This is a genomic window from Neisseria sp. P0014.S009 (assembly GCF_051958155.1).
GTDB classification, from domain to species: Bacteria; Pseudomonadota; Gammaproteobacteria; order Burkholderiales; family Neisseriaceae; genus Neisseria; species Neisseria flavescens_C.
In genome coordinates this window covers 1-23,353 of sequence record NZ_JBQCVS010000008.1, presented here as the reverse complement: position 1 = coordinate 23,353, position 23,353 = coordinate 1, and the positions used below count along the sequence as shown (strand labels likewise).

22 protein-coding genes are annotated in these 23,353 nt (G+C 51.8%); 13 read left to right on the top strand and 9 right to left on the bottom strand.

The genetic code is table 11. From position 1 onward, the window contains the following. Positions 1-182 precede the first annotated feature (182 nt). On the top strand, positions 183-2,813 hold the full coding sequence (gene leuS, locus ACTHS4_RS07310) for a leucine--tRNA ligase (RefSeq protein WP_070826311.1): 2,631 nt from the start codon (positions 183-185) through the stop codon (positions 2,811-2,813). A gap of 78 nt (positions 2,814-2,891) precedes the next feature. On the opposite strand, the gene adhE is transcribed toward leuS, so the two are convergent. Both adhE and ACTHS4_RS07300 read right to left on the bottom strand, forming a co-directional pair. Beyond that, on the bottom strand, positions 2,892-5,507 hold the full coding sequence (gene adhE / locus ACTHS4_RS07305; protein WP_070826312.1) for a bifunctional acetaldehyde-CoA/alcohol dehydrogenase: 2,616 nt from the start codon (positions 5,505-5,507) through the stop codon (positions 2,892-2,894). Between the two features lie 317 nt (positions 5,508-5,824). Next, on the bottom strand, positions 5,825-7,144 hold the full coding sequence (locus tag ACTHS4_RS07300) for an MFS transporter (RefSeq protein WP_371460351.1): 1,320 nt from the start codon (positions 7,142-7,144) through the stop codon (positions 5,825-5,827). Between the two features lie 347 nt (positions 7,145-7,491). Between ACTHS4_RS07300 and ACTHS4_RS07295 the strand changes: the two genes are divergently transcribed. Both ACTHS4_RS07295 and ACTHS4_RS07290 read left to right on the top strand, forming a co-directional pair. Continuing rightward, a complete protein-coding gene (locus tag ACTHS4_RS07295; RefSeq protein WP_070826314.1) occupies positions 7,492-8,865 on the top strand; it encodes a Na+/H+ antiporter family protein in 1,374 nt (457 codons plus the stop codon). Position 8,866: 1 nt separating this feature from the next. Further along, positions 8,867-9,094 carry a SlyX family protein gene (locus ACTHS4_RS07290; RefSeq protein WP_004518924.1) on the top strand — a complete coding sequence of 76 codons (228 nt, stop codon included), beginning with the start codon at positions 8,867-8,869 and terminating at the stop codon, positions 9,092-9,094. Between the two features lie 102 nt (positions 9,095-9,196). Here the strand turns inward: ACTHS4_RS07290 and lysA are convergent, their stop codons facing one another. Together lysA and lptM are read right to left on the bottom strand one after the other, a co-directional pair. Continuing rightward, complete coding sequence (gene lysA, locus ACTHS4_RS07285; protein ID WP_070826315.1) at positions 9,197-10,417, bottom strand: diaminopimelate decarboxylase; 1,221 nt, start codon at positions 10,415-10,417, stop codon at positions 9,197-9,199. Between the two features lie 17 nt (positions 10,418-10,434). Next, the gene (gene lptM, locus ACTHS4_RS07280) at positions 10,435-10,626 is read right to left on the bottom strand and encodes an LPS translocon maturation chaperone LptM (RefSeq protein WP_003684659.1); all 192 of its coding nucleotides are present in this window, start codon (positions 10,624-10,626) and stop codon (positions 10,435-10,437) included. Between the two features lie 50 nt (positions 10,627-10,676). Between lptM and cyaY the strand changes: the two genes are divergently transcribed. The 4 genes from cyaY to ACTHS4_RS07260 all read left to right on the top strand — a co-directional run bounded on the left by cyaY (position 10,677) and on the right by ACTHS4_RS07260 (position 13,480). Continuing rightward, positions 10,677-11,000, top strand: a complete 324-nt coding sequence (gene cyaY, locus ACTHS4_RS07275) for an iron donor protein CyaY (protein WP_070585221.1) — start codon at positions 10,677-10,679, stop codon at positions 10,998-11,000. 33 nt (positions 11,001-11,033) lie between these two features. Then, entirely contained in the window at positions 11,034-11,453 is a 420-nt protein-coding gene (locus ACTHS4_RS07270; RefSeq protein ID WP_070826316.1) for a DUF2251 domain-containing protein, read from the top strand. Between the two features lie 21 nt (positions 11,454-11,474). Continuing rightward, a complete protein-coding gene (gene luxS, locus ACTHS4_RS07265; protein WP_070826317.1) occupies positions 11,475-11,981 on the top strand; it encodes an S-ribosylhomocysteine lyase in 507 nt (168 codons plus the stop codon). Positions 11,982-12,166: 185 nt separating this feature from the next. Beyond that, positions 12,167-13,480 (top strand): hypothetical protein, encoded by a 1,314-nt coding sequence (locus tag ACTHS4_RS07260; RefSeq protein ID WP_371460352.1) that lies wholly within the window; start codon positions 12,167-12,169, stop codon positions 13,478-13,480. A gap of 110 nt (positions 13,481-13,590) precedes the next feature. Here ACTHS4_RS07260 and ACTHS4_RS07255 read toward each other — a convergent pair whose 3' ends face one another. The 4 genes from ACTHS4_RS07255 to ACTHS4_RS07240 form a co-directional block, all read right to left on the bottom strand. Further along, the gene (locus tag ACTHS4_RS07255; protein WP_070826319.1) at positions 13,591-14,280 is read right to left on the bottom strand and encodes a hypothetical protein; all 690 of its coding nucleotides are present in this window, start codon (positions 14,278-14,280) and stop codon (positions 13,591-13,593) included. After that, positions 14,262-15,320 (bottom strand): beta-ketoacyl synthase N-terminal-like domain-containing protein, encoded by a 1,059-nt coding sequence (locus tag ACTHS4_RS07250; RefSeq protein ID WP_440365673.1) that lies wholly within the window; start codon positions 15,318-15,320, stop codon positions 14,262-14,264. The genes ACTHS4_RS07255 and ACTHS4_RS07250 overlap by 19 nt, the downstream gene beginning before the upstream one ends. Then, positions 15,317-15,607, bottom strand: a complete 291-nt coding sequence (locus ACTHS4_RS07245) for an acyl carrier protein (protein ID WP_003748215.1) — start codon at positions 15,605-15,607, stop codon at positions 15,317-15,319. The genes ACTHS4_RS07250 and ACTHS4_RS07245 overlap by 4 nt, the downstream gene beginning before the upstream one ends. Before the next feature lie 83 nt (positions 15,608-15,690). Continuing rightward, positions 15,691-16,416: a 16S rRNA (uracil(1498)-N(3))-methyltransferase gene (locus tag ACTHS4_RS07240; protein WP_440365654.1), complete on the bottom strand. Its 726-nt coding sequence runs from the start codon at positions 16,414-16,416 to the stop codon at positions 15,691-15,693. A 164-nt stretch (positions 16,417-16,580) separates the two neighbouring features. Between ACTHS4_RS07240 and ACTHS4_RS07235 the strand changes: the two genes are divergently transcribed. Continuing rightward, positions 16,581-17,369, top strand: coding sequence for an inositol monophosphatase family protein (locus ACTHS4_RS07235; protein ID WP_003684681.1), 789 nt, complete (start codon positions 16,581-16,583; stop codon positions 17,367-17,369). A 265-nt stretch (positions 17,370-17,634) separates the two neighbouring features. Here ACTHS4_RS07235 and ACTHS4_RS07230 read toward each other — a convergent pair whose 3' ends face one another. Beyond that, entirely contained in the window at positions 17,635-18,102 is a 468-nt protein-coding gene (locus tag ACTHS4_RS07230; protein ID WP_440365653.1) for a YchJ family protein, read from the bottom strand. A gap of 187 nt (positions 18,103-18,289) precedes the next feature. Here ACTHS4_RS07230 and ACTHS4_RS07225 point away from each other — a divergent pair, with 187 nt between their 5' ends. From ACTHS4_RS07225 to ACTHS4_RS07205, 5 genes are all read left to right on the top strand, one after another. Then, a complete protein-coding gene (locus ACTHS4_RS07225; RefSeq protein ID WP_440365672.1) occupies positions 18,290-19,138 on the top strand; it encodes an RnfABCDGE type electron transport complex subunit B in 849 nt (282 codons plus the stop codon). 71 nt (positions 19,139-19,209) lie between these two features. Next, on the top strand, positions 19,210-20,208 hold the full coding sequence (locus tag ACTHS4_RS07220) for a BtrH N-terminal domain-containing protein (protein ID WP_371460354.1): 999 nt from the start codon (positions 19,210-19,212) through the stop codon (positions 20,206-20,208). Positions 20,209-20,288: 80 nt separating this feature from the next. Further along, positions 20,289-21,032, top strand: coding sequence for an SH3 domain-containing protein (locus ACTHS4_RS07215; protein WP_371460355.1), 744 nt, complete (start codon positions 20,289-20,291; stop codon positions 21,030-21,032). 27 nt (positions 21,033-21,059) lie between these two features. Then, positions 21,060-21,971, top strand: a complete 912-nt coding sequence (locus ACTHS4_RS07210; protein WP_070826324.1) for an ABC transporter ATP-binding protein — start codon at positions 21,060-21,062, stop codon at positions 21,969-21,971. Further along, entirely contained in the window at positions 21,971-23,224 is a 1,254-nt protein-coding gene (locus tag ACTHS4_RS07205; RefSeq protein ID WP_070826325.1) for an ABC transporter permease, read from the top strand. Before ACTHS4_RS07210 ends, ACTHS4_RS07205 begins: the two co-directional genes overlap by 1 nt. The last annotated feature ends 129 nt before the right edge of the window (positions 23,225-23,353 follow it).

Sequence of the window (23,353 nt, the reverse complement as noted above, 5' to 3'; positions counted from 1 at the left end):
AACTGGGTGGGATATGTGGGCGAGTATCAAAAACTCAAGTCAGTATTTTCAAGGCCGTCTGAAATTGTGCTTTTCCGACATCCAAACATTCAGACGGCCTTTGTCAAACCGACAGGCCCGACAACCTGCTATAATCCCATCTTTATTTTTTCCAACGTTTTCAAGCGAAAAACAGAATGACCATGCAAGAACATTACCAACCCGCCGCCATTGAGCCTGCGGCGCAGAAAAAATGGGATGACGCCCGTATTTTCAACGTCTCCGAAGACGCTTCCAAACCCAAATACTACTGCCTCTCCATGTTCCCCTACCCCAGCGGCAAGCTGCACATGGGGCATGTACGCAACTACACCATCGGCGACGTATTGAGCCGCTTCAAACTCTTAAACGGCTTCAACGTCATGCAGCCTATGGGTTGGGACGCGTTCGGCATGCCGGCGGAAAACGCGGCGATGAAAAACAACGTCGCCCCTGCCGCTTGGACCTACGACAACATCGAATACATGAAAACCCAGCTCAAAAGCCTGGGTTTTGCGATTGACTGGGAGCGCGAAGTCGCCACCTGCAAACCCGAATACTACCGCTGGGAACAATGGCTGTTTACCAAGCTGTTTGAAAAAGGCATCGTCTATCGCAAAAACGGCACGGTAAACTGGGACCCTGTCGACCAAACCGTCCTTGCCAACGAGCAAGTCATCGACGGACGCGGCTGGCGTTCGGGCGCGTTGATCGAAAAACGCGAAATCCCGATGTATTACTTCAAAATCACGGATTACGCCGAAGAGCTGCTCAACGATTTGGACAAGCTGGAACACTGGCCGGAACAAGTCAAAACCATGCAGCGCAACTGGATCGGCAAATCACGCGGTATGACCGTGCGCTTCGCCGTTTCAGACGACAGCAAACAAGGTTTGGAAGGCGATTACGCGAAATTCCTGCAAGTTTATACCACCCGTCCCGACACGCTGATGGGCGCGACTTATGTCGCCGTTGCCGCCGAGCATCCGCTGGCAACCGCCGCAGCCGCCGACAAACCCGAGTTGCAGGCATTTATCGCCGAATGCAAAGCCGGTTCGGTTGCCGAAGCCGACATGGCGACGATGGAGAAAAAAGGCGTGCCGACCGGCCGCTACGTCGTCAATCCGCTCAACGGCGACAAGCTGGAAGTGTGGATTGCCAACTATGTATTGTGGGGCTACGGCGACGGCGCGGTGATGGCTGTTCCGGCGCACGACGAACGCGATTTCGAGTTTGCCACCAAATACAACCTGCCGAAAAAACAAGTCATTGCCGTCGGCGACAGCGCATTCAACGCAAACCAATGGCAAGAATGGTACGGCGACAAAGAAAACGGCGTATTGGTCAACAGCGGCGACTTGGACGGCATGAATTTTCAGACGGCCTTCGACGCCATCGCTACCAAGCTGCAAAGCCAAGACGCAGGCGAACCGAAAACCCAATACCGCCTGCGCGACTGGGGTATTTCGCGCCAACGCTACTGGGGCTGCCCGATTCCCATCGTCCATTGCGAACAATGCGGCGACGTCCCCGTCCCTGCCGACCAACTGCCCGTCGTCCTACCTGAAAACGTCGTACCCGACGGCATGGGTTCGCCACTGGCAAAAATGCCCGAGTTTTACGAAACCACCTGCCCATGCTGCGGCGGCGCGGCAAAACGCGAAACCGACACCATGGACACCTTCATGGAATCGAGCTGGTATTTCTTCCGCTACATGTCGCCCAAATTTTCAGACGGCATGGTCGATCCTGCCGCCGCGAAATACTGGGGCGCGGTCGACCAATACATCGGCGGCATCGAACACGCGATTCTGCACCTCTTATACGCGCGCTTCTTCACCAAACTGATGCGCGACGAAGGCTTGGTCAATGTTGACGAACCGTTCGAACGCCTGCTCACGCAAGGTATGGTTGTCTGCGAAACCTACTACCGCGAAAACGCCAACGGCAGCAAAGACTGGATCAACCCTGCCGATGTCGAGCTGACTTTCGACGACAAAGGCCGCCCTGTTTCTGCTGTTCTGAAAGCCGACGGCCTGCCCGTCGTCATCAGCGGTACGGAAAAAATGTCCAAGTCCAAAAACAACGGCGTCGATCCGCAAGAACTGATTAACGCCTACGGCGCGGATACCGCCCGCCTGTTCATGATGTTCGCCGCACCGCCCGAACAGTCCCTCGAATGGAGCGACAGCGGCGTCGAAGGCGCACACCGCTTCCTGCGTCGTCTGTGGCGTACCGTTTACGAATACCTGAAGCAAGGCGAAGCGGTCAAAGCGTTCGCAGGCAGCCAAGACGGTTTGTCTAAAGAACTCAAAGACCTGCGCCACAAACTGCATTCCACTATCGCCAAAGTCAGCGACGACTACGGCCGCCGTCAGCAGTTCAACACCGCCATCGCCGCCGTGATGGAACTGCTCAACCAATACGACAAAACCGACACCGGCGGCGAACAAGGCCGCGCCGTCGCCCAAGAAGTATTGGAAGCCGCCGTACGCCTGCTGTGGCCCATCGTGCCGCACATCTGCGAAACCTTGTGGAGCGAATTGAACGGCGCGAAACTGTGGGAAGCAGGCTGGCCGACAGTCGATGAAGCCGCCTTGGTCAAATCCGAAATCGAAGTGATGGTTCAAGTCAACGGCAAACTGCGCGGCAAAATCACCGTCGCCGCCGACACATCCAAAGCCGACCTCGAAGCCGCCGCCCTTGCCAACGAAGGCGCAGTGAAATTCATGGAAGGCAAACCTGCGAAGAAAATCATCGTCGTTCCCGGACGCTTGGTGAATATCGTCGTCTAAACCACTTTTAAGGTTTAGCCATACGGATAAAGGCCGTCTGAAACTTGGTTTTCAGACGGCCTTTTTATCTACCAAATTTTATTCGCCGTAATAGGCTTTGGTCAGAATTTCTTCCATGTCGGCGACCATGGCGAGGCGTGGGTTGGCCGGGGTGCATTGGTCTTCAAAAGACATCATGGCCAGCTCTTTTCTGCCATCGAGGAAGGTTTTCTCATCGATGCCCTGCTCTTTCAAAGACATTTTGATGCCGACGTTGACCGCCAACTCATGGCAGGCGCGGGCGAAGGATTCGACGCCTTCTGCCGGTGTGCTACACGGCAGGCCTAAAGTACGGGCGATTTCCTGATATTTCAGGTCGGCTTTGTAGTAGTTGTACTTCGGCCAAGTGGCGGTTTTCTGCGGACGCGTGCCGTTGTAGCGGATGACGTGCGGCAGCAGGATGGCGTTGGCACGACCGTGCGGAACGTGATATTTACCTCCGATTTTGTGTGCCATCGAGTGGTTGATGCCCAAGAACGCATTGGCAAACGCCATGCCTGCGATGGTGGAGGCATTGTGCATATGCTCGCGCGCTTCAGGATCGGCCGCACCGTGTTTGTAGGAGCGTTCGAGGTATTGGAACACGAGCTTGATGGCTTGCAGGGCGAGGCCGTCTGTAAAGTCGTTCGCCAGTACGGAAACGTATGCTTCTACGGCGTGGGTCAGTACGTCCAAACCGGTATCGGCGGTTACGCCTGCCGGTACGGTCATGGTAAACGCAGGATCGACAATCGAAATGGTCGGTGTCAGCGAGTAGTCGGCAATCGGATATTTTTTGTCGCCGTCGCTGATGACGGTAAACGGCGTCACTTCGGAGCCAGTGCCCGATGTGGTAGGGATACCGATAAATTTGGCTTTGCGGCCCAATTCAGGGAAACGGAACGCGCGTTTGCGGATGTCCATGAATTTTTGCACCAAGTCTTCAAAATCGACTTGGGGCTGCTCGTAGAAGAGCCACATGGCTTTGGCTGCGTCCATCGGTGAGCCGCCGCCCAGCGCGATGATGGTGTCCGGCTGGAAGCTGCGCATCAAATCCGTGCCTTTATAGACGGTTTGGACGCTTGGATCGGCTTCAACGTCAGTAAACAGCTGGATGGTCACTTTGTTTTTGCGTTGATGCAGTTGGTGGGTGATTTTATCGACAAAGCCCAGATCAACCATCGAACGGTCGGTCACAATCATGACTTTTTCACAGTCTTTCATGTCTTGCAGATATTGGATGGAATCGCGTTCAAAATAGATTTTGGCGGGCACTTTGAACCATTGCATGTTGTTTCTCCGACGGCCTACTTTTTTGATGTTTAACAGATTGACTGCGCTGACGTTGCCGCCGACGGCGTTTTTACCGTAAGAGCCGCAACCGAGGGTCAGAGAAGGCAGGAAGGCGTTGTACACGTCGCCGATGCCGCCGAAGGTGGAAGGTGAATTCCAAATCACGCGCAGCGCTTTGACGCGGGAGCCGAACGTTTTGACCAATTCTTCGTCGGCGGTATGGATGGCGGCGGAATGTCCCAAGCCGTCGAAGGCAACCATTTCTTCGGCGAACTTCAAACCTTGTTCGGTCGAATCCGCCTTAATCATGGCCAAAACAGGTGAAAGTTTTTCGCGGGTCAGCGGCTCGTTCGGACCGACTTCACGGCATTCGGCGATGATGATGTTGGTTTTTTCAGGCACTTTAAACCCGGCCTGTTCGGCAATCCATGTTGCCGGTTTGCCCACTACCGCAGAATTGAGTTTCGCCCCGCCGCAGCTGGCGCAATTCGCCGTTACGCCGAAGATAAACTCTTCGAGCATGGCTTTTTCTTTTTTGTTGGCAAAGTACACGCCGTAGGATTTGAATTCTTCGGCCAACTCTTTGTAAATCTCTTTATCGGCAATCACCGCTTGCTCGCTGGCGCACACCATGCCGTTATCGAAAGATTTCGACATCACAATATCGTGTACCACCTGTTTGATGTCCGCCGTTTTTTCAACATAAGCAGGTACGTTGCCAGCCCCGACGCCGAGCGCAGGTTTGCCGCAAGAATACGCGGCTTCCACCATCGCATTGCCGCCGGTCGCCAAAATCGTTGCCACGCCCGGATGCTTCATTAGCGCGGAAGTGCCTTCCATAGACGGCTTTTCAATCCACTGGATACAGTTTTCCGGCGCACCGGCCGCAATCGCCGCATCACGCACGATACGCGCGGCATGGGCGGAACACTGCTGGGCGGACGGGTGGAACGAGAAAATAATCGGATTGCGGGTTTTCAGCGCAATCAAGGATTTGAAAATAGTGGTGGAAGTCGGATTGGTTGTCGGCACAATACCGCAAACCACGCCGACCGGATCGGCAATTTCAGTAATACCGGTTACATCGTTTTCGCTGATGACGCCCACGGTTTTTAAATCGCGCAGGCGGCGCACGACATTTTCGCAGGCAAACAGGTTTTTCGTCGCCTTATCCTCAAACACGCCGCGTCCCGTTTCCTCTACCGCGTGCATGGCGAGTACACCATGTTTGTCCAGCGCGGCGATAGAGGCTTTAGCCACAATAAAATCAATCTGCTCCTGATCCAACTTAAGAAACTCATCCAATGCCCGTAAACCCTTGTCAACCAGGCTGTTTACCTCGGCTACGGCTGGGCTGACGACGTTGTCGGCTGATGCATTCATGGTGTATCTCCTTAATAAAAGGTGGCAATAAGGTTAATAAATTTTCACTACTATAACTATAGGTAATTTAGTTACATTTTGCTTTGACCTACATCACAAACCATGATTGAACTTTTCAGACGGCCTCTTTATCATTTATTCATTTTAATTTATTGAAGTATAATGATTTTATCCTTATACAACCGAAGACGGTCATTTTTGGTTGCTTTTCTCAATAATTAAGATAAAAACAGAAAAAAGATGTATTAAAATTACAAGCTCAAATAGACAAAAGCCGTCTGAAAATCTTTTTCAGACGGCCTTTTCATGTCTATCTTTTATTGGCTGATGTCTTCCAGCGTACGGCCTTTGGTTTCTTCACCCAATACCAAGATTACCGCCACAATCAGCAGCATAACCAGCGCAAACATCATAAAGATATTACCGAAGCCGCCACTATTGCCCACCATCGCCGCCACCACCATGGGCGCGAGTATGCCGCCGACGCGCCCGATGGCGCCTGCCCAGCCGGATGCGAAGGCACGGAAGCGCAAGGGGTAGAGTTCTGGGGTGTAGGTGTATAAAACGCCCCATGCGCCCAAGTTGAAGAAGGACATCAGGCTGCCCCAAATCATGACTTCGGCCGCAGTGGTGCTTTGCCCGAAAAACCATGCGCATGCGGCGCAAGCGGCCAGAAAGCCTGCCAACGTTGCTTTGCGGCCGATTCTTTCCACCAAAGCCGCGGCGGCTATATAGCCGGGCAGTTGTGCAACAATCATCACCAGCACATATTCAAAAGTTTTGACCACGGTATTGCCCTGCTCAACCAGCAATTTGGGCAACCAAGTGAAAATGCCGTAATACGAAAACACGATGCCGAACCAAACCAGCCACAGCATCAGCGTACGCCGTGCAAATGGATGTTGCCAAAGTTGGAAGAAGCGGATGCGTTCGCGCGGGGCGGCCGGTGCGGCAACGGCTTCTGTCGGCGGCGTGATGCCCGATTGGATTTCCAGCGCGGATACCAAACGGTGCGCTTCGTTGGTTTTGCCGTGGGAAAGCAGGTAAGGCACGGATTCGGGAACAAACTTCAACACCAACGGCACATAAAACAGGGGCAAGGCGCCGAATAAAAACGCGCTGTGCCAGCCGGTTTGCGGAATAAAGAAATAAGACACCAGCGCGGCTGAGAGCCAGCCCAAGCCCCAGAAGCTTTCCAGCAACACAATAAAACGGCCGCGTACTTTCGGCGGCGCATATTCGCTGACCAACGACACGGCGACGGGCAGTTGGCCGCCCAAACCGACGCCGACAAAAAAGCGGCTCACCAGCAAAACCGTCAAATCAGGTGCAAACGCGCACAAACCTGTGGCAATGCTGTACACCACCATCGTACCGGCAAAAACGGTTTTCCGTCCGAACCTGTCCGCCAGCCAGCCGCTGAATACTGCGCCCAGAGCCATGCCGACAAAGGCAATGCTGACAATCCAACCCAACTGCGCCGGAGCCAGCGCCCAATCTTTGCCCAAAGCCGGCAATACAAACGATACCAAGCCTGTATCCATGGCATCAAACAACCAGCCTATACCGACCAAAACCAGAAGTTTGTAATGAAAGCGGGAGGGCGGCAGATTGTGCAGCCGCGTCAGAATATCCATCACTTCTTTCCTTTGTTTGTATGATTGAATTGGGTTTTAGCAATGAATGCTTTAATTTCAGTGACAAACCTGAAACCGAGACATTGTGTCGATTTTAACATTGGTACCATATGCAAAGAATAGGAAGCGCGTGTTTTTTAGATATTTTTATCGCCAGAACCGCACGCCCTATTAAAACTCTGAATAAGGGTTCACGGCAGGCCGTCTGAAACCGATGGTCTGTTTTTCAGACGGCCTGTCGTTTTTTGCAAAGGCTTCATGCTTGGGTTATGATGTTTATTTGTAATATGTAAACAGATGATTGCCTGTTTTTACATAACAGGCCGTCTGAAACAACGGAGAACGATATGAATGCGGTTGTAATTGCGGTCATCATCATGCTTGTGCTGTCTTTATCGCGCGTGCATGTGGTGCTCAGCTTGGCTGTCGGCGCGTTTGTCGGCGGCTTGGTGGCCGGTATGCCTTTGGAGAATGTAACCAACGCGGCCGGCGATGTGGTGCAGCAAGGGATTATTCCTGTTTTTAACGAAGGCTTGAAAGGCGGGGCGCAAATCGCGCTGTCTTATGCCATGCTCGGCGCGTTTGCCATGGCCATCACTCATTCCGGCCTGCCGCAACAGCTTGCCGGCGTGATTATCCGCAAACTCAACGGCGGCGAAGGCAATGCGAAAGGCGAAGGCGCGGTCAAATGGCTGCTGCTGGCGATTATTTTGTGCATGGGCGTGATGAGCCAAAACATTGTGCCGATTCATATTGCGTTTATCCCGATGATTATTCCGCCGCTGCTGTTGGTGTTCAATCGTTTGAAACTCGACCGCCGCTTGGTGGCCTGCGTGATTACGTTTGGCTTGGTAACGACTTATATGTTCCTGCCTTACGGTTTCGGCGCCATCTTCTTGAACGACATCATGTTGGGCAATATCCGCTCGGCAGGCATGGACACCAGCGGCATCAATGTGATGCACGCAATGGCGATTCCGGCTTTGGGCATGGTGTCCGGCTTGCTGCTGGCCTTTTTGCACTACCGCAAGCCGCGCATTTATCAGAACAATACCACTGACACGGAAGACAACCGTGCGGCAGTGCAACAACAAGAGCCTTCAACCTATCGCAGCTTGGTGGCGGCCGTGGCGATTGCCGTGTGTTTTGCCATTCAGCTTTCGTACGATGGTTCGCTGGTATTGGGCGCTATGTTGGGCTTTGCTGTATTTATGATGTTAGGCGTGATGAACCGCTCCGCCGCCAGCGATGTCTTCGGCGAAGGCATCAAAATGATGGCGATGGTCGGCTTTATTATGATTGCGGCTCAAGGTTTCGCCGCTGTCATGAACGCGACCGGCGAGATTCAGCCTTTGGTCGAACACAGCATGGCTTTGTTCGGAAGCAATAAAGGCATGGCCGCCTTTACCATGCTGTTTGTCGGCCTGCTGGTAACCATGGGCATCGGCTCGTCTTTCTCCACTTTGCCGATTATTACCGCGATTTATGTGCCTTTGTGCATCAGCTTGGGCTTCTCCCCAATGGCTACCGTGGCCATTGTCGGCACGGCAGGCGCGCTGGGCGATGCGGGTTCCCCCGCTTCCGACTCAACGCTCGGTCCGACCATGGGTCTGAACGCCGACGGCCAACACGACCACATCCGCGATTCGGTTATCCCGACTTTTATCCACTACAATATCCCGCTGATGGCTGCCGGCTGGATTGCCGCGATGGTGCTGTAAGATGAGCGATATTCAGGAATTGGAACACCGCGTCACCGAGCTGGAAATTCAGACGGCCTTGCAGGAAGATTTAATCGGCAGCCTGAACGACACCATCGCCAAGATGCAGCAGGCTTTGGATTTGCAGCAAGGCCAGCTGCGGCTTCTGTATCAACGGATGCAGGATAAAGGCGCAAACGGCGAACGCGAACCGTACAGCCTGCGCGATGAGATTCCGCCGCATTATTGATAAACTAAAAAAGGGCGTGTTGGATACACGCCCTTTCCTTTCATAACAAAGGCCGTCTGAAAGTCTATCAAGCTTTCAGACGGCCTTTTAAACAATCAAACCTTACAAACAAGCCAATTCGTTGGCCATTTGCTGCTCGACGGTTTCACGTTGACGGATAAGTTTGCACTCACTGCCATCAACCAACACTTCCGCCGCACGGTTGCGTGTGTTGTAGTTGCTCGCCATGCTTGAACCATACGCACCGGCGCTGCGGATAAGCAGCAAATCCCCTTCTTCGCAGGCGATGGTGCGGTCTTTGCCGAGGAAGTCGCCGGTTTCACAAATCGGGCCGACGATATTGGCCGTCAGAAGCTCAATGTCTTTGGTTTCGACCGCTTCAATGTGATGATAGGCATCATAAAGCGCCGGGCGCATCAAATCGTTCATCGCCGCATCGACCATCACAAAGTTTTTCTCTTCGCCATGTTTGACAAACTCAACGCGCGTCAACAACGCACCTGCATTGCCGACCAAACTGCGGCCTGGCTCAAGAACCAGTTTCAGACGGCGTGTACCCATCAGTTTTTGAACTTCTTTGGCATACGCGCCCAAATCAGGCACATTTTCGTCTTGGTAAACAATGCCGACGCCGCCGCCCAAGTCCAAGTGTTCCAACACAATGCCTTCATCTGCCAATTGGTCGACCAAGGCCAAGATACGTTCGCAGGCTTCGACAAGCGGGCTGAGGTCGGTCAGTTGTGAGCCGATATGGCAGTCGATACCGACAATTTTCAAATGGCTTTGTCGGGAAGCATGACGATAGGCCTCAAGCGCATCGGCATAGGCAATACCGAATTTATTGGCTTTCAGGCCGGTGGAGATATAAGGATGGGTTTTGGCATCGACATCAGGATTGACGCGCAGGGAAACCGGAGCGACCTTACCCAAGCGCGCGGCAACTTTCTGAATACGGTCGATTTCGGGAATGCTCTCCATATTGAAGCATTTCACGCCTGCATTCAGCGCAAATTCAATTTCTGCCTCACTCTTACCCACACCGGAAAAAATCGTTTTCGCCGCATCGCCGCCGGCCGCCAAAACGCGCGCCAACTCGCCGCCGGACACAATGTCAAAACCGCTCCCCAAAGAAGCAAAGTGCTTGATGATGCTCAGGTTGCCATTGGCTTTAACCGCGTAGCAGACAAGCGGATTCAAAGCCGCAAACGCGGTTTGGTAGTTTTCAAACGCCTCGGTCAGCGCAGATTTGCTGTACACATAAAGCGGCGTGCCGAATTCCTCGGCAAGGTGGGAATAAGAGATTTGTTCGCAGGATAATGTCATGTTTGTGAAATCTTTTTTTAATCGTTGGTTTGAGTGGTCGGCTCTTTTGCCGTATCGAATTTCAAGCCGGTCTGAATCACGCCGAAGCGCGCCTTGTCGCCTTCTTTGGGCAGGTAGAGGTCGCCTTTATAACCGCAGGCAGAGAGCAGCAGAGCCGTTGCCGCTGCAAAAAATACGCCGTATTTCATCAGTAAAACTTTCTTCATCATTACGAATGTGGCAAGATTCGGTATCTTAAACAAAAACCACACAAAAAGCCATGATGACCGAAAGCGAATTCATCCGCATGAGCGAAGAATTGTTTGAACACATTGAAGACCAAATCGATGAAAACGGCTGGGATTTCGACTGCCAGTTTGCCGGAAACGTGCTGACCATCGAAGCCGAAGACGGCACGCAAATCATCGTCAACCGCCACACGCCCAATCAAGAATTGTGGATTGCCGCCAAAAGCGGCGGCTACCATTTCGCCGAGCAAAACGGCAAATGGCTGGCAACGCGCGACAGTCGCGATTTTTACGACGTTTTGAACGAAGCCTTAAGCGCGGCTTCGGGCGAAGCGGTGGAAATTGCCGAATTGTAATTTGAGAGTGATCACTAAAGAGAGCGTTACCCAATGGCACAATTACCGCTATATCTGACTTCCGAAATCAAAGACTTTACTGTCGGCACGCCCGAAGTTTTACAATCATTTTTCGAACATGTCCCTTATGGCGTCGTCTTTGAAGACGATGGCGACACAGGCTACTTCTATGCTGCCTCGAAAGATGGAATTCTGGATGCTTTGCATATCTACAATGTCGAAGATGTATCCGACAAACATATCCCCAATCATGTCTTGATCTTATGGGACGATGCCTGCACTTTGGCAGCTTTGTGCATCAACGACTACATCCATGCCGTCTATGATTTTGTCGCGCAGGCAGGATATTGCCGCAACGGCTTCCCTGAAACAGACGGAGAATGGGTGAAAGTCGAAAACCGCGTCTTGGACGATGAATTGCTGGACAAAATCCTATCCCGAAAATCTACATAACCCACTCAAAAGGATAACAAAATGCCCCTGTTAGACAGTTTCAAGGTTGACCACACCCGTATGCACGCCCCTGCCGTGCGTGTAGCGAAAACCATGACCACGCCCAAAGGTGACACCATTACCGTATTCGACCTGCGCTTTTGCGTTCCCAACAAAGAAATCCTGTCCGAAAAAGGCATCCACACGCTGGAGCATTTGTTCGCGGGCTTTATGCGCGACCACTTGAACGGCAACGGCGTCGAAATCATCGACATTTCCCCGATGGGCTGCCGCACCGGTTTCTATATGAGCCTCATCGGTACGCCCGACGAGCAGCAGGTCGCCGACGCATGGCTCGCTTCGATGCAGGATGTGGTCAATGTCAAAGACCAAAGCAAAATTCCCGAATTGAACGAATACCAATGCGGCACTTACATGATGCACTCGCTCGCCGAAGCGCAGGAAATCGCACAAAACGTCCTGACGCGCAAAGTCGCCGTCAATAAAAACGAAGACCTGACATTGGACGAAAACCTGTTAAACGCTTAATACTCAATGACAGCAAAGGCCGTCTGAAACTTTATTATGACAAGTTTCAGACGGCCTAAGACCTTTTATTCCAATTTTCAACCTTTCAGCCACAGTTTTACACCGCCTAAAAATAAGTTGGCGGATGCTGACAGTGTACATAGTATAATTACACTTTAAACAAACAACCTGATTCTATTGCTTTTATGAAACCGTTTTTCTGCAAAACCGCCATTGCCCTCAGCCTGATCCTCCCCGCCGCCGCCAACGCTGCCGAGTATGTCTGCAATGTTGAAGGCATCACCGTTTATACCTCACACCAGATCAACAATACCTGCCGCGTTACCGATTCGTACAGTCCAGTAGAAACAAATGTATTTCAAACAAATGCTGAGCAGCTAAATTTGAATTCGACTCTTGCAGAGCAACAAACAGATCCGAAATTGGTTGGAACACAGAACATTTTCGATAAAACAGGAGTAACAAACCAAAAAACTACTAGATCAACGGCTGATCACTATGTTCCTGTTATAGAAACACAAACGGCAATAGCTCCTGTTGAAACCAAGCAATATCCCGTTAATACTTTCGCCATATTCAATACCACACCTGTTGTTCAAGTATACCCCTCTGCACCTATCGCTCAGGTACAAACTACCCCTCAGGAAAGTCATAGATCGGATAGCTTTTTCTCTCCTCATACTGAACAGATACCTACCCAAACTCTCACCGCCCCGAACGTGCACACTGACCAAGCTACCACCACCCAATTCCTGAATCATTCTCTAGATTTGGAGCCATTGGACAACAAGACAGCAAAAAGTACAACAGCCGAAGAACCGGCCAAAACTGAAGTTACACACACAGAACAAACTGTTTCCAAAACATCGATAAACCGCACAACCAATATTAAAAAAACAGTAACCAAACCACTTAACGCTGAAAACTCTTCTGCATCGTCCGACAAAACCAATATATTAACAGGATCTACAACCGAGATTTTCGCACTGACAGACTCGGTCAAGCCGACCGAACCCATACCAGCGGCAGCAACTCCAACGAAGCCTACCAAAACCCCATTGCCCAAAGCATATGGACCAACCACTGATGCACTCTTCAGCGATAAAGATGTCGATAACGACATCAAAATTCTGCTAAATGGTCCGATCGGTGGCGTTACCAATACTGCCGAAGCTGCTAATCCGCGTCTGAATATCCTCCTACGCAACAGCATACAGAAACGCCAGGCCAAGCAAAATAGCCAGCAAGACATCCGCCGCAAAGCACCAATTCGTACCATTCCTGCAACCATTGCTGCACCACAACCCAAACCTAAAGAAACACGTAAACAGGTATTACAAGGGGAAATTCGCAACGAACAGGCCGCCATTACCCGCCTTCAAACACAGCTGAATGCGGCCAAACAAAAAGGTGACCAGATTAAAATCCAACAGCTGACCCGTACTATCAACGACCGCAAAGCGAATATCCGCGCTATTCAAGGTGAGATGTCTCGTTGATTGGCGTTTGATACAAAAAGGCCGTCTGAAAATATTTTCAGACGGCCTTTTTAATGGTGCAAACCTTATTTATTCAAAAGACAAATACTTTCGCTAAAATCATTTGCCGATCATGCCAAAGTACATTTCTTTACAACCCCACCCTCGTGCGCCATTACTGCTTCTATCCAATCAGCGATACTTTGCCAATAATATCGCGGCTTTTCAGACGACCTATCAGCCTGCATCACTTCATCATTCAACACAACGGGAACGCCCTGCTCTGCACCGGCTTCAAGCACAATCCAAATACTGCCTTCATGAGTATCGGCATGAACTGCTTGATGTTCATATGCCCAACCAACCGCAGCTTGTCCGCCATTTTGCAAAGATTGCATCGCCAGCAACAATGGATGAAAGCAAGTATCTATATTGTTGTCGACAGCTACGACCAAAGTTGCACCATGCGTTCCTAACGCTTGCGCAGCATGAAAAACGGGAGCGTTGTGCAGGTTGGCAATAAAGTCAAACGGCATCGCGGCGTGATGGTTCAGCACATTGTCTGCCATTTTTTCAAACACGGATGGCGAAGAAAACAGCGTACCGAGAAAAACGGCGCAATCAGGGCGGATTTCGCTTTGTTCCTTCAGTTGCCCTGCGCCAAGCGCGGCAATCAAACTCAAACGGCTGAGGCGGCGGGTATCTATACCGCTTTGCTGCTTTAAGGTTTGTTTGAGGATTTTGCCGCCGGTGCCGGCGTCAGTATCAAAACGCACAGCGGCAGTAATACGGATATTAGGATTTACGGTTGCCATTGCCATACCAAAGATGTGTTGCTGCCGCCAAAACCAAACTGATTGGCCAAACAGAAAAAACCGCCTTTTTGTGAAGCCGCGCACTCGGAAAAACGAATTTTCCGCCCCTGATAATCGCTGCTTCCGCCTTGTTTTAAAGCGGATAAAAGCAGAGCTGTTTCGAGGGCTGCCGTTGCGCCAAGCGTGTGTCCAATTTGCGGTTTGAACGCCATCAAAGGCGGCAGTGTACCGAATATATTTTCCAGTGCGGCCAATTCGGCGGCATCGCTGTCAGCCGTGCCGATGCCGTGTGTTTTAACGGCTGCAATGTTTTCAGGAGCGATGCCTGCAACATCCAAAGCTCGACGCATCACTTGCTCCTGCGCTTGGCCATCGCTTTGAATCAGGTCATTACCCGTATTGGCGGCGTGTCCGATAAGTTTCAGACGGCCTGAAGAAGATTCAGGAGCAGCAGAAGATAAGGCAAGTGCGGCAACACCTTCGCCTAAAATCAAACCGTTTCCGCCAAAAGGCTGATACTGTTCGGTCAGCAAACCCAAGCTGTGAAAATGCAGCAAAGTCAGTCGGTTGAGGTTTTCAATCCCAAGCACAAAGGCACGCTCCGCCTCGCCGCGCAAGCAGTTATCCGCCTGAATGAGCGCATGGGCGGATGAAGTGCAGGCAGTAGCGAAACTGAAAATCTGCCGATTGCCGCTACGCCGGCGCAAATCTTCGGCGAGATAAAGCAGATTATGTTCTTCTACCGCCCTATTGCCTGCAAAATGGCGGTTTTCATATTCGGAAATGGAGTAGGAACTAGAACCGATAAAAACCGGCGCATCATGCCAACTTTCAGACGGCCAGCCTGCATTTTCAGCGGCTCGGCGCAAATGTTGTTCGGCAATATCCGCAAATTCCTTCCGCCCCAAACTGTCGCCGGCAAATGCACGAAAATAAGCAGCCTGCTGCGGTTGGTTTAAAAACGTATAAGACACCGCATCAGGCCGTCTGAAATCCATTTGCGGATTCAAGGCAGAAGTAGCCGCCGTACCGCAAACCCAACTCACGCGCCATGCTCCGCACGGATAAACGCCGCCAAATCGCGTACGCACATCATATGTTTGCGCACCATCCGGTCGCCCTGCAGGCGCACTTGGAAATACTGTTGCAAAGCAACGCTGATTTGCAGCGCATCAAGCGAATCCAAACCGACCGGACTGTCATCGCCAAACAAAAGTGCATCGTCGGTGAAATCATCCATATCCACATCGTCGGCCTTATCGGCCTCTTGTACGATTAACTTTTTCAATTCCGCTTCCAGCTCGTGCTCAGCCAGTGTAAAGGTGTAAGACATTTTTTAAACTCCCATTTTTATCTCATGACGCAACAGCTCGTTTTAGTGCAACCCGCTACGCTCGTTTTCAGACGGCCTGAACTTTATGCAAAATCGCCCCAAAGCGTCTGCATGGCGGCAATGGCCGCAAGTGAGGCGGTTTCGGTACGCAACACCCGTTTTCCAAGCGTAACGGATTGAAAACCGGCATCAAATGCCTGCTGCTCTTCCTTCTCCGTCCAGCCGCCTTCCGGGCCGACCATAAACACGATCTTACCGGATTGCGGCCGAACATCGCTCAGTTTTTGTGCGCGGTTCAAACTCATTAACAGTTTGGTCGTTTCCTGCGGCAACTGTTGCAGAGCCTGCGCATAAGTCGTCAGCGGCAAAACCTTCGGCACAATATTGCGGCCGCTTTGTTCACACGCTGAAACAACGATTTCCTGCCAACGCGCCACCCGCTTTTCAGCGCGCTCGCCGCTCAAGCGGACGACACAGCGTTCGCTGATGACCGGGCGAATTTCTGCCACGCCCAATTCCACGCTTTTCTGCAAAGTGAAATCCATGCGCTCGGCGGCGGATACCGCCTGTACCAACGTAATGTTCAGCGGCGATTCGTTGTCCGTTGCCTCTTCACGCAGAATCCGCACGCTGGCGCGACGCTTTTCCAAAACTTCGGGCAAAGCCGGATATGCCTTGCCATTACCGTTAAACAACACGATTTCTTCCGTGTTTTTCACGCGCAATACATTCAGATGGCGCACCACATTATCGGGCAATTCGACCACGCTGTCGGGGCTTAAGGCAAAATCAACATAAAATCGGGGCATGGTTTCCTGCTTTATTCATGTATATAATTTGAACTTTCGTGAACGAAGTTGAAACACGGCGACATACACTTGCCTGCCTGATTTCGATTTCATCCACTATAATTTGAGAACTTCCCGAATTTTAATCCACTGTCACGCAAAACTGCAAAAAACAAGGATACGCCGTGCTATACCGTTTACAGAAAGTCGTCCGCCACATCGCCCAAACCGAAGTCATGCCGCGTTTTCTGAACACGCCGTCACGACGCAAGGAAGACGGCTCGGTTTTGAGTGAAGCAGATTTGGCCGCACAAACCGCTTTTGCCGCCGCCCTGCCCTTATTGGAGGATTGTCCGATGTTGGGCGAGGAGATGAGCGTTCAGGAGCAAACCCGTTTGTGGAACGAACATTCAGACGGCCTGTGGATTGTCGACCCCATCGACGGCACAAACAACTTCGTCAACGGTTTGCCGCATTTTGCCGTATCCGTCGCGCTGGTTAAAAACGGCCACGCCGAATTGGGCGTGATTTACAATCCGGTCAGCGGCGAATGTTTCTATGCCGAACGCGGCAAAGGCGCATTCCTCAACGGCACGCCGCTTCCGCTGCGTTCGGAAAACAAAAAACTCAACGAATCCATTGCCGGCGTGGAAATCAAATACCTGCGTTCGGGCAAACTCGCCAGCCGCATGAATACCCTTGCTCCATTCGGCACAATCCGCAGCATGGGCAGCAGCACGCTCGATTGGTGCTACCTTGCCAGCGGCCGCTACGATATTTACATCCACGGCGGACAAAAGCTGTGGGACTACGCTGCCGGCGCATTGATTTTTGAAGAAGCCGGCGGCTGCCTGACCACACTGGAAGGCGACGATTTTTGGAGCGGCGAACATGTATTCAAGCGTTCCGTCATTGCCGCATTGCAACCCGAGCTGTTTCAGCAATGGGTAAAATGGATTCGAGAAAATCAGTAAAAATACCGTTTATCTTCAAAAAATCACGATTATCTTGCAACTTATTGAAATTATTTCACTTCTTAACAGCATTTAATACTAAAAACGGTAGAATATTAATCGCTGACACAACACCGCTCTTTCATCCCTTTTGGGCGGTGCAGCAAGTAAGACGTTTTCCCGCAATGTATTGGCCATTCATACTTCTCCCTTAGTATGAATGGTTTTTTTTATCTGAAAAAAACAGCTCAGGCCGTCTGAACGTTCAGACGGCCTGTTTACACTACTATTTGAAAAACTGTCCGCAACACGCCTTAAACTTTTTGCCCGAGCCACACAAACAAGGCTGTTTCATCGTCGGCAAAGCAACGGTCGGATCAATAAAGTACCAACGCCCGTCTATTTTCACAAACGCCGACAATTCATGATGGCACTCGGTTTGCCCGTTCTCTTCAAAATACGCCTCAAACTCGACCAAAGCATGCAGCTTGCCAAACGGTACATGACGGACAACCTTTAATCCCGACCACTGCGTTTGCTTACTCCATGCCGCCAAATCCTGCTTGTCCAACAAATTCTGCTGCGCAGGGACGGTCGTGTCCACGATATAGTCAATCTCCTGCAAAACATATGCACTGTAACGCGAACGCATCAACTCTTCCGCCGTCGAGGCCGCTGCCTCACGCGCATGAAACGGTACGCAACATTCCGTATATACGCGCCCCGACTGACAGGGGCAAAGTGTAGCCGTCATTCCTAATTATCCGAATAAATCAATTTTAAAATTATAACGCAAACCCGACTCAGGCCGTCTGAAAACGAGCGTAGCGAGTTTAGTTCAAACGAGCGTAGAGAGTTTCGCTAAAATAAGCAAAGCGGGTTTCGCCAAAATAAACGCAACAATCTGATATAATGCGCCTTTTCGATTTTGACTATCCATGATGACCATTTCCATCCAAAGCATCAGCCGCCTGTTGCCGCAAACCCAATGTCGTGAGTGCGGATATGAAGGCTGCTTACCCTATGCGCGCGCCCTGTCGGCAGGAGAAGCGCCGGTAAATCTGTGCGCACCGGGTGGGGAAACCGTCATGAAAGATATTGCCGACCTGTTGGGCAAACCCTACCTCGCCCAGGCAAAAACACAAATCAAAGCCGTAGCCCTGATTGACGAAGCCGTCTGCATCGGCTGTACCGCCTGTATCCGCGCCTGCCCTGTCGATGCCATTATGGGCGCGTCCAAACTGATGCACACCGTCATCAGCGACGAATGCACCGGCTGCGGCTTGTGCGTTACCCCCTGTCCCGTCGACTGCATCGACATGGTTCCCGTATCGCAGCCCTTCCTGCCGTCCGCACGCCGTTTCAGCACCTCTGCCGAACCGCGCTTTGCTGCCGCCGAACATGCTCAAAGCCGTTTTGAACGCCATACCGCACGCAAACAGCGCGACGATGACGAACGCAAAGCCCTGCTGGCGCAACGCGAAGCCGCCGTCAAAGTCAAACAGGCCGCACAGGCACAAACCCAAACAGCCGCGCCAAGCGCCGCATTCAACCCCATGGATTTGATTGCCAAAGCCATGGCCAAAGCGCAATCGCAGCAGGACAAACTCGTCTCCTCCGACAACCGAGAAGACTTCAAAGCGCGCCAAATCGAAGAAGCCAAAGAACGCGCTGAACTGCGCCGCGCCCAACGTGATGCCAAATACGGCAACGAGGCTGAAAAAGCCGCCGCCATCGAATTTCTGCGCCGCTACAAAGCCGAGCAGGAAGCGGCCAAAGAAGCCCGCTGATTTCCAAAACAACAAACCCATTCCGACTGCATCAGGCCGTCTGAAAACATTGTACGAAAACCAATAACTTTATGACCACACAAGAATTTCCACACCAGCATACCGCCCATTGCGAAAGCGGTGTGATGTCCACCCTGCTCAAATACCATGGCCACAATTTAGACGAAGCCATGATTTTCGGCATTGCCCACGCGCTGACATTTGTCTGGATGCCGCTGATCAAATTAAACGGCATGCCGCTGGTTTCCTACCGCACCGCGCCGCGCAGCATCATCAAAAACACCTGCAAAGCATTGGGGCTGAAATTATCCGTCCGCAAATTTTCCGACGCACAAAGCGGACAAGCCGCATTGGATGCCGCGCTGTCCTCAGGCAAACTGGCTGGTTTGCAAACCTCCGTCTTTTGGCTGCCCTACTTCCCGCCGCAAATGCGTTTCCATTTCAACGCACACAATCTCTTGGTGTACGGCAAAGACGGCAACGACTACCTGATCAGCGACCCCGTATTTGAAACCGTACAACGCTGCGCCGCCGAAGATTTGCAACGGGCGCGCTTTGCCAAAGGCGTATTGGCGGCAAAAGGCATGATGTACACATTAGAAGACAACAGGCCGTCTGAAAAAATCATGGCAGACTTGCCCGCTATTATCCGCAAAGCCATACGCAAAAACGCCAAACATATGCTCGCGCCGGTCTTTTTCATTGGTGTAAAAGGCATCCGCACGCTGGCCAAAAAAATCGAGTCCCTGCCTGCCAAACAAAACGACAAATACCAAAAACTGTTCCTCGGCCATTTGGTGCGGATGCAGGAAGAAATCGGTACCGGCGGAGCAGGTTTCCGCTATATCTACGCCTACTTCCTCGAACAAGCCGCCCATATCTGCAACGAACCTACATTTCAGACGGCCTCAGAACAAATGACCGCCATCGGCGACCAATGGCGCCAATTCGCAGCAATGTGCGTGAAACAGTGCAAAAAACCGTCCGAAAACGGCTGCCGCAACATTGCCGAATTTCTGCGCAAAATTGCGGATGATGAAGAAGCGTTATGGCGGGGATTATTGAAATAATCAGGATTTATTCGATCCCGATTAATCTACCGTGAATTATTTTGACATTCAGGCCGTCTGAAAACTAAAAGAAATTTAAAATGCGTTACCTAGCTACTGTCTTATTTTTGTGTTCCTCCTTAACCCATGCCGCGCCGCAGGACGGTTTTGCCTTGGTTCATGATGCCGACGGACACACCAACTTACGCGAACGCCCCGATTTGAAAGCCAAAGTTTTGGCAAAAATCCCCGACGGCACACCGTTGGAATGTATAGAAGAACTCAGTGAAAACAGGCCGGACTTCTGTTTTGTTCAGCTGCAACAGGCAAGCGCTGACGATTCCGGCTTTATCCATTACAGCCGTTTAACATTTCCCGCCTCCGACAAAAACTTCGTCCGCCTGCGCGAACAATCCGGTCATGACGATACACTGACTTTGTCCGGCAACGGTCAAAAGGTACACATCGTAGCCCGCCGCATCCATCCAAAACTCAGCGACTTCTCGGGCATCAACAAAGACAAATACACCGCGCGGCTCTATCGAGGCAAACCTTTCTATGGTACAGACTACGACATTCCCAAAAGCGTGTTCGCGCTTGAACGCATCACGCTAAACGGTCAAGCGGTTCCCGCTGCCGAACTGCAAGGACTGTTCTCACCCGATTTTGCCGCCACCGCACGCGGCAGCAATGTATATCAAGGCTGGAAAGCCTATTACCGCCACAGCGATAAGACGCTTTACCTGTTCGGCAGACAAGGTTCGGACGGTGATCCTTTCGGCGTCTGCTTTATATTTAAGGACGGCAAATTCCAGCGCCGTTATTTATGGGGTGCTGCGATTTAAATATCGCTCGAAAGGCCGTCTGAAACCATGATTCAAATCCAATCCCTCTCCCACCGTTACCCCAAAGCCGAAACCGCCGCGCTGGACAATGTGTCGTTCGATATTGCCGACGGCGAATGTTTGGGGCTGCTCGGTCACAACGGTGCAGGAAAAACGACGCTGATGTCGCTTTTGGCCGGCTTGCAGGAAGTGCGGCAGGGCGAAATTTTGTTTGACGGCAAGCCGTTGCGCCTGTTAAGCCGTAGCGAGCGGCAGAAAATCGGTTTGGTGCCGCAGGATTTTGCGTTTTATCCGCAGCTTTCGGTGTGGGACAACCTGCTGTTTTTCGCCTCGCTTTACAAAGTGCGCGACAAAGGCCGTCTGAATGCGCTTCTAGAACAGACCGACCTGACCGCCCACAAAAACAAAGCGGCAAAGCATCTTTCGGGTGGACTTAAACGCCGTCTGAATTTTGCCATCGGTCTGATTAACACGCCGCAACTGGTGTTCCTCGACGAAATCACGGTAGGCATCGACCCGCAGTCGCGCCGCTTTATCCTCGACAGCGTGGCGGATTTGACACGGCAGGGGGTAACGGTGGTTTACACCTCGCACTATCTATCGGAAATCGAGCAGCTTTGCGGCAAAATCGCGCTGCTGCAACACGGCAAGCTGGTGTATCACGGCGGTTTGGACGAGCTTCTAAGCACGCAAACCGGTGTCGTGCGTTTTACCGTCGAACCGCCGCTGCCGCCTCAAACGATGGCCGCCTTGGGTGCAAAGCAAGTGGACAGCCGCGGTATGATGGAAACGGCGCACGATGCCGCCGCCGTTTACGCCGCCCTGCAAGAAAGCGGCGCACAAATCCGCTACTTCCAGCAGGGACACGGTTCACTGGAAACGTTTTACCTTGATTTCCTACGCAAAGACGAGCCAGCAACAGATAAGCAAGATCCATAATGACGATTTCCTCCCTCCTCAAAGAACTCAAACTGCTCTGTCGCGACCTGCACGGTTTGGCCGTGTTGTTTGTGATGCCCATCGCCTTCATGCTGATTATGTCGTTGGCGCTGAGCCGCGACCAAGACCCGCACACCGACAGCCGTATCGCACTGGTTGGCGCAGCAAACGATAGTATCAATACCGCACTGGCCGCCACGCTGGAGAAAGAGCAGATCCATGTTACGCTGATGCCGTCTGAAAAACTGACCGACGCGCAAAACGGCCTGCACGACAAGCGTTTCCAACTGGTGCTGCACAACCCAAACCTCGCCTCCGACAAAATCGCCGACAACAAAGCCTTACAAATCTATGTACCGCCCGATACCGAGCCTTCATGGCTGGCGGCGGTCAAAGGCGTTTTGCAGCAGCACTACACTGAAACGCGGCTGGACGCCTATTTCGACAACAACGACGGCATCAAAATCGACAATAAAAAACTGCCCCGCGCCATCCGCAAAGACATCCAGAAAAAAGTGGATGAAAAAAACGACGAACAATTTGCCGCCGTGCGCAGCTTTTTAGATAAGAAAATGCTGGAAGAGCATTACCTGAGCGCAGGCAGCGGCACAGTGGAAAAACCCAACGCCGTACAGCACAGCGTCCCCGCATGGCTGATTTTCGGTATGTTTTTCATCATGATACCGCTATCGAACGTCATGGCGCTGGAACGCCAGACCAACACCATCACCCGTCTGCGCCTCGCCCGCGCTTCCGCGTCCGGCCTGATTGCAGCGAAACTTGTCCCCTATTTCCTGATTAACCAGCTTCAGTTTGTCGGAATGTTGCTGCTCGGCCGCTACCTGCTGCCCGAAATCGGCGTGCCCGCCCTCATACTCAACGGCAGCCTTGTTCCCTACGCGCTGTTGTCCGCCGCCGTCAGTGCCACCGCACTCGGCTACGCGCTATTAATCAGCGTCTGCGCCAAATCCACCGAACACGCCGTCGTCCTCGGCGGCGGCGGCATCATCCTGATGGCGGCAATCGGCGGCATTATGGTGCCTGCACACGTCATGCCCGAAACCATGCAGCAACTCACTTGGATTTCCCCGATGGCTTGGGGCTTAAAGGCTTTTCAAGAACTGCTGCTCAACCGCAGCGGCTTGGACGGAATCGGTCGTTATCTGCTTTTATTGTCTGCATTCTCTTTTGCTACACTGACTGCTGCCGTATTGGTTTATCGTAGGCAGTTGCAGACGCAGGTAAGGTTTTAAACCTATTGATATCCTTTTACCCAATAAAAAAGCAGTATGCATAGCATACTGCTTGAGACCTTTGCAAAATTCCCCAAAATCCCCTAAATTCCCACCAAGACATTTAGGGGATTTTCCATGAGCACCTTC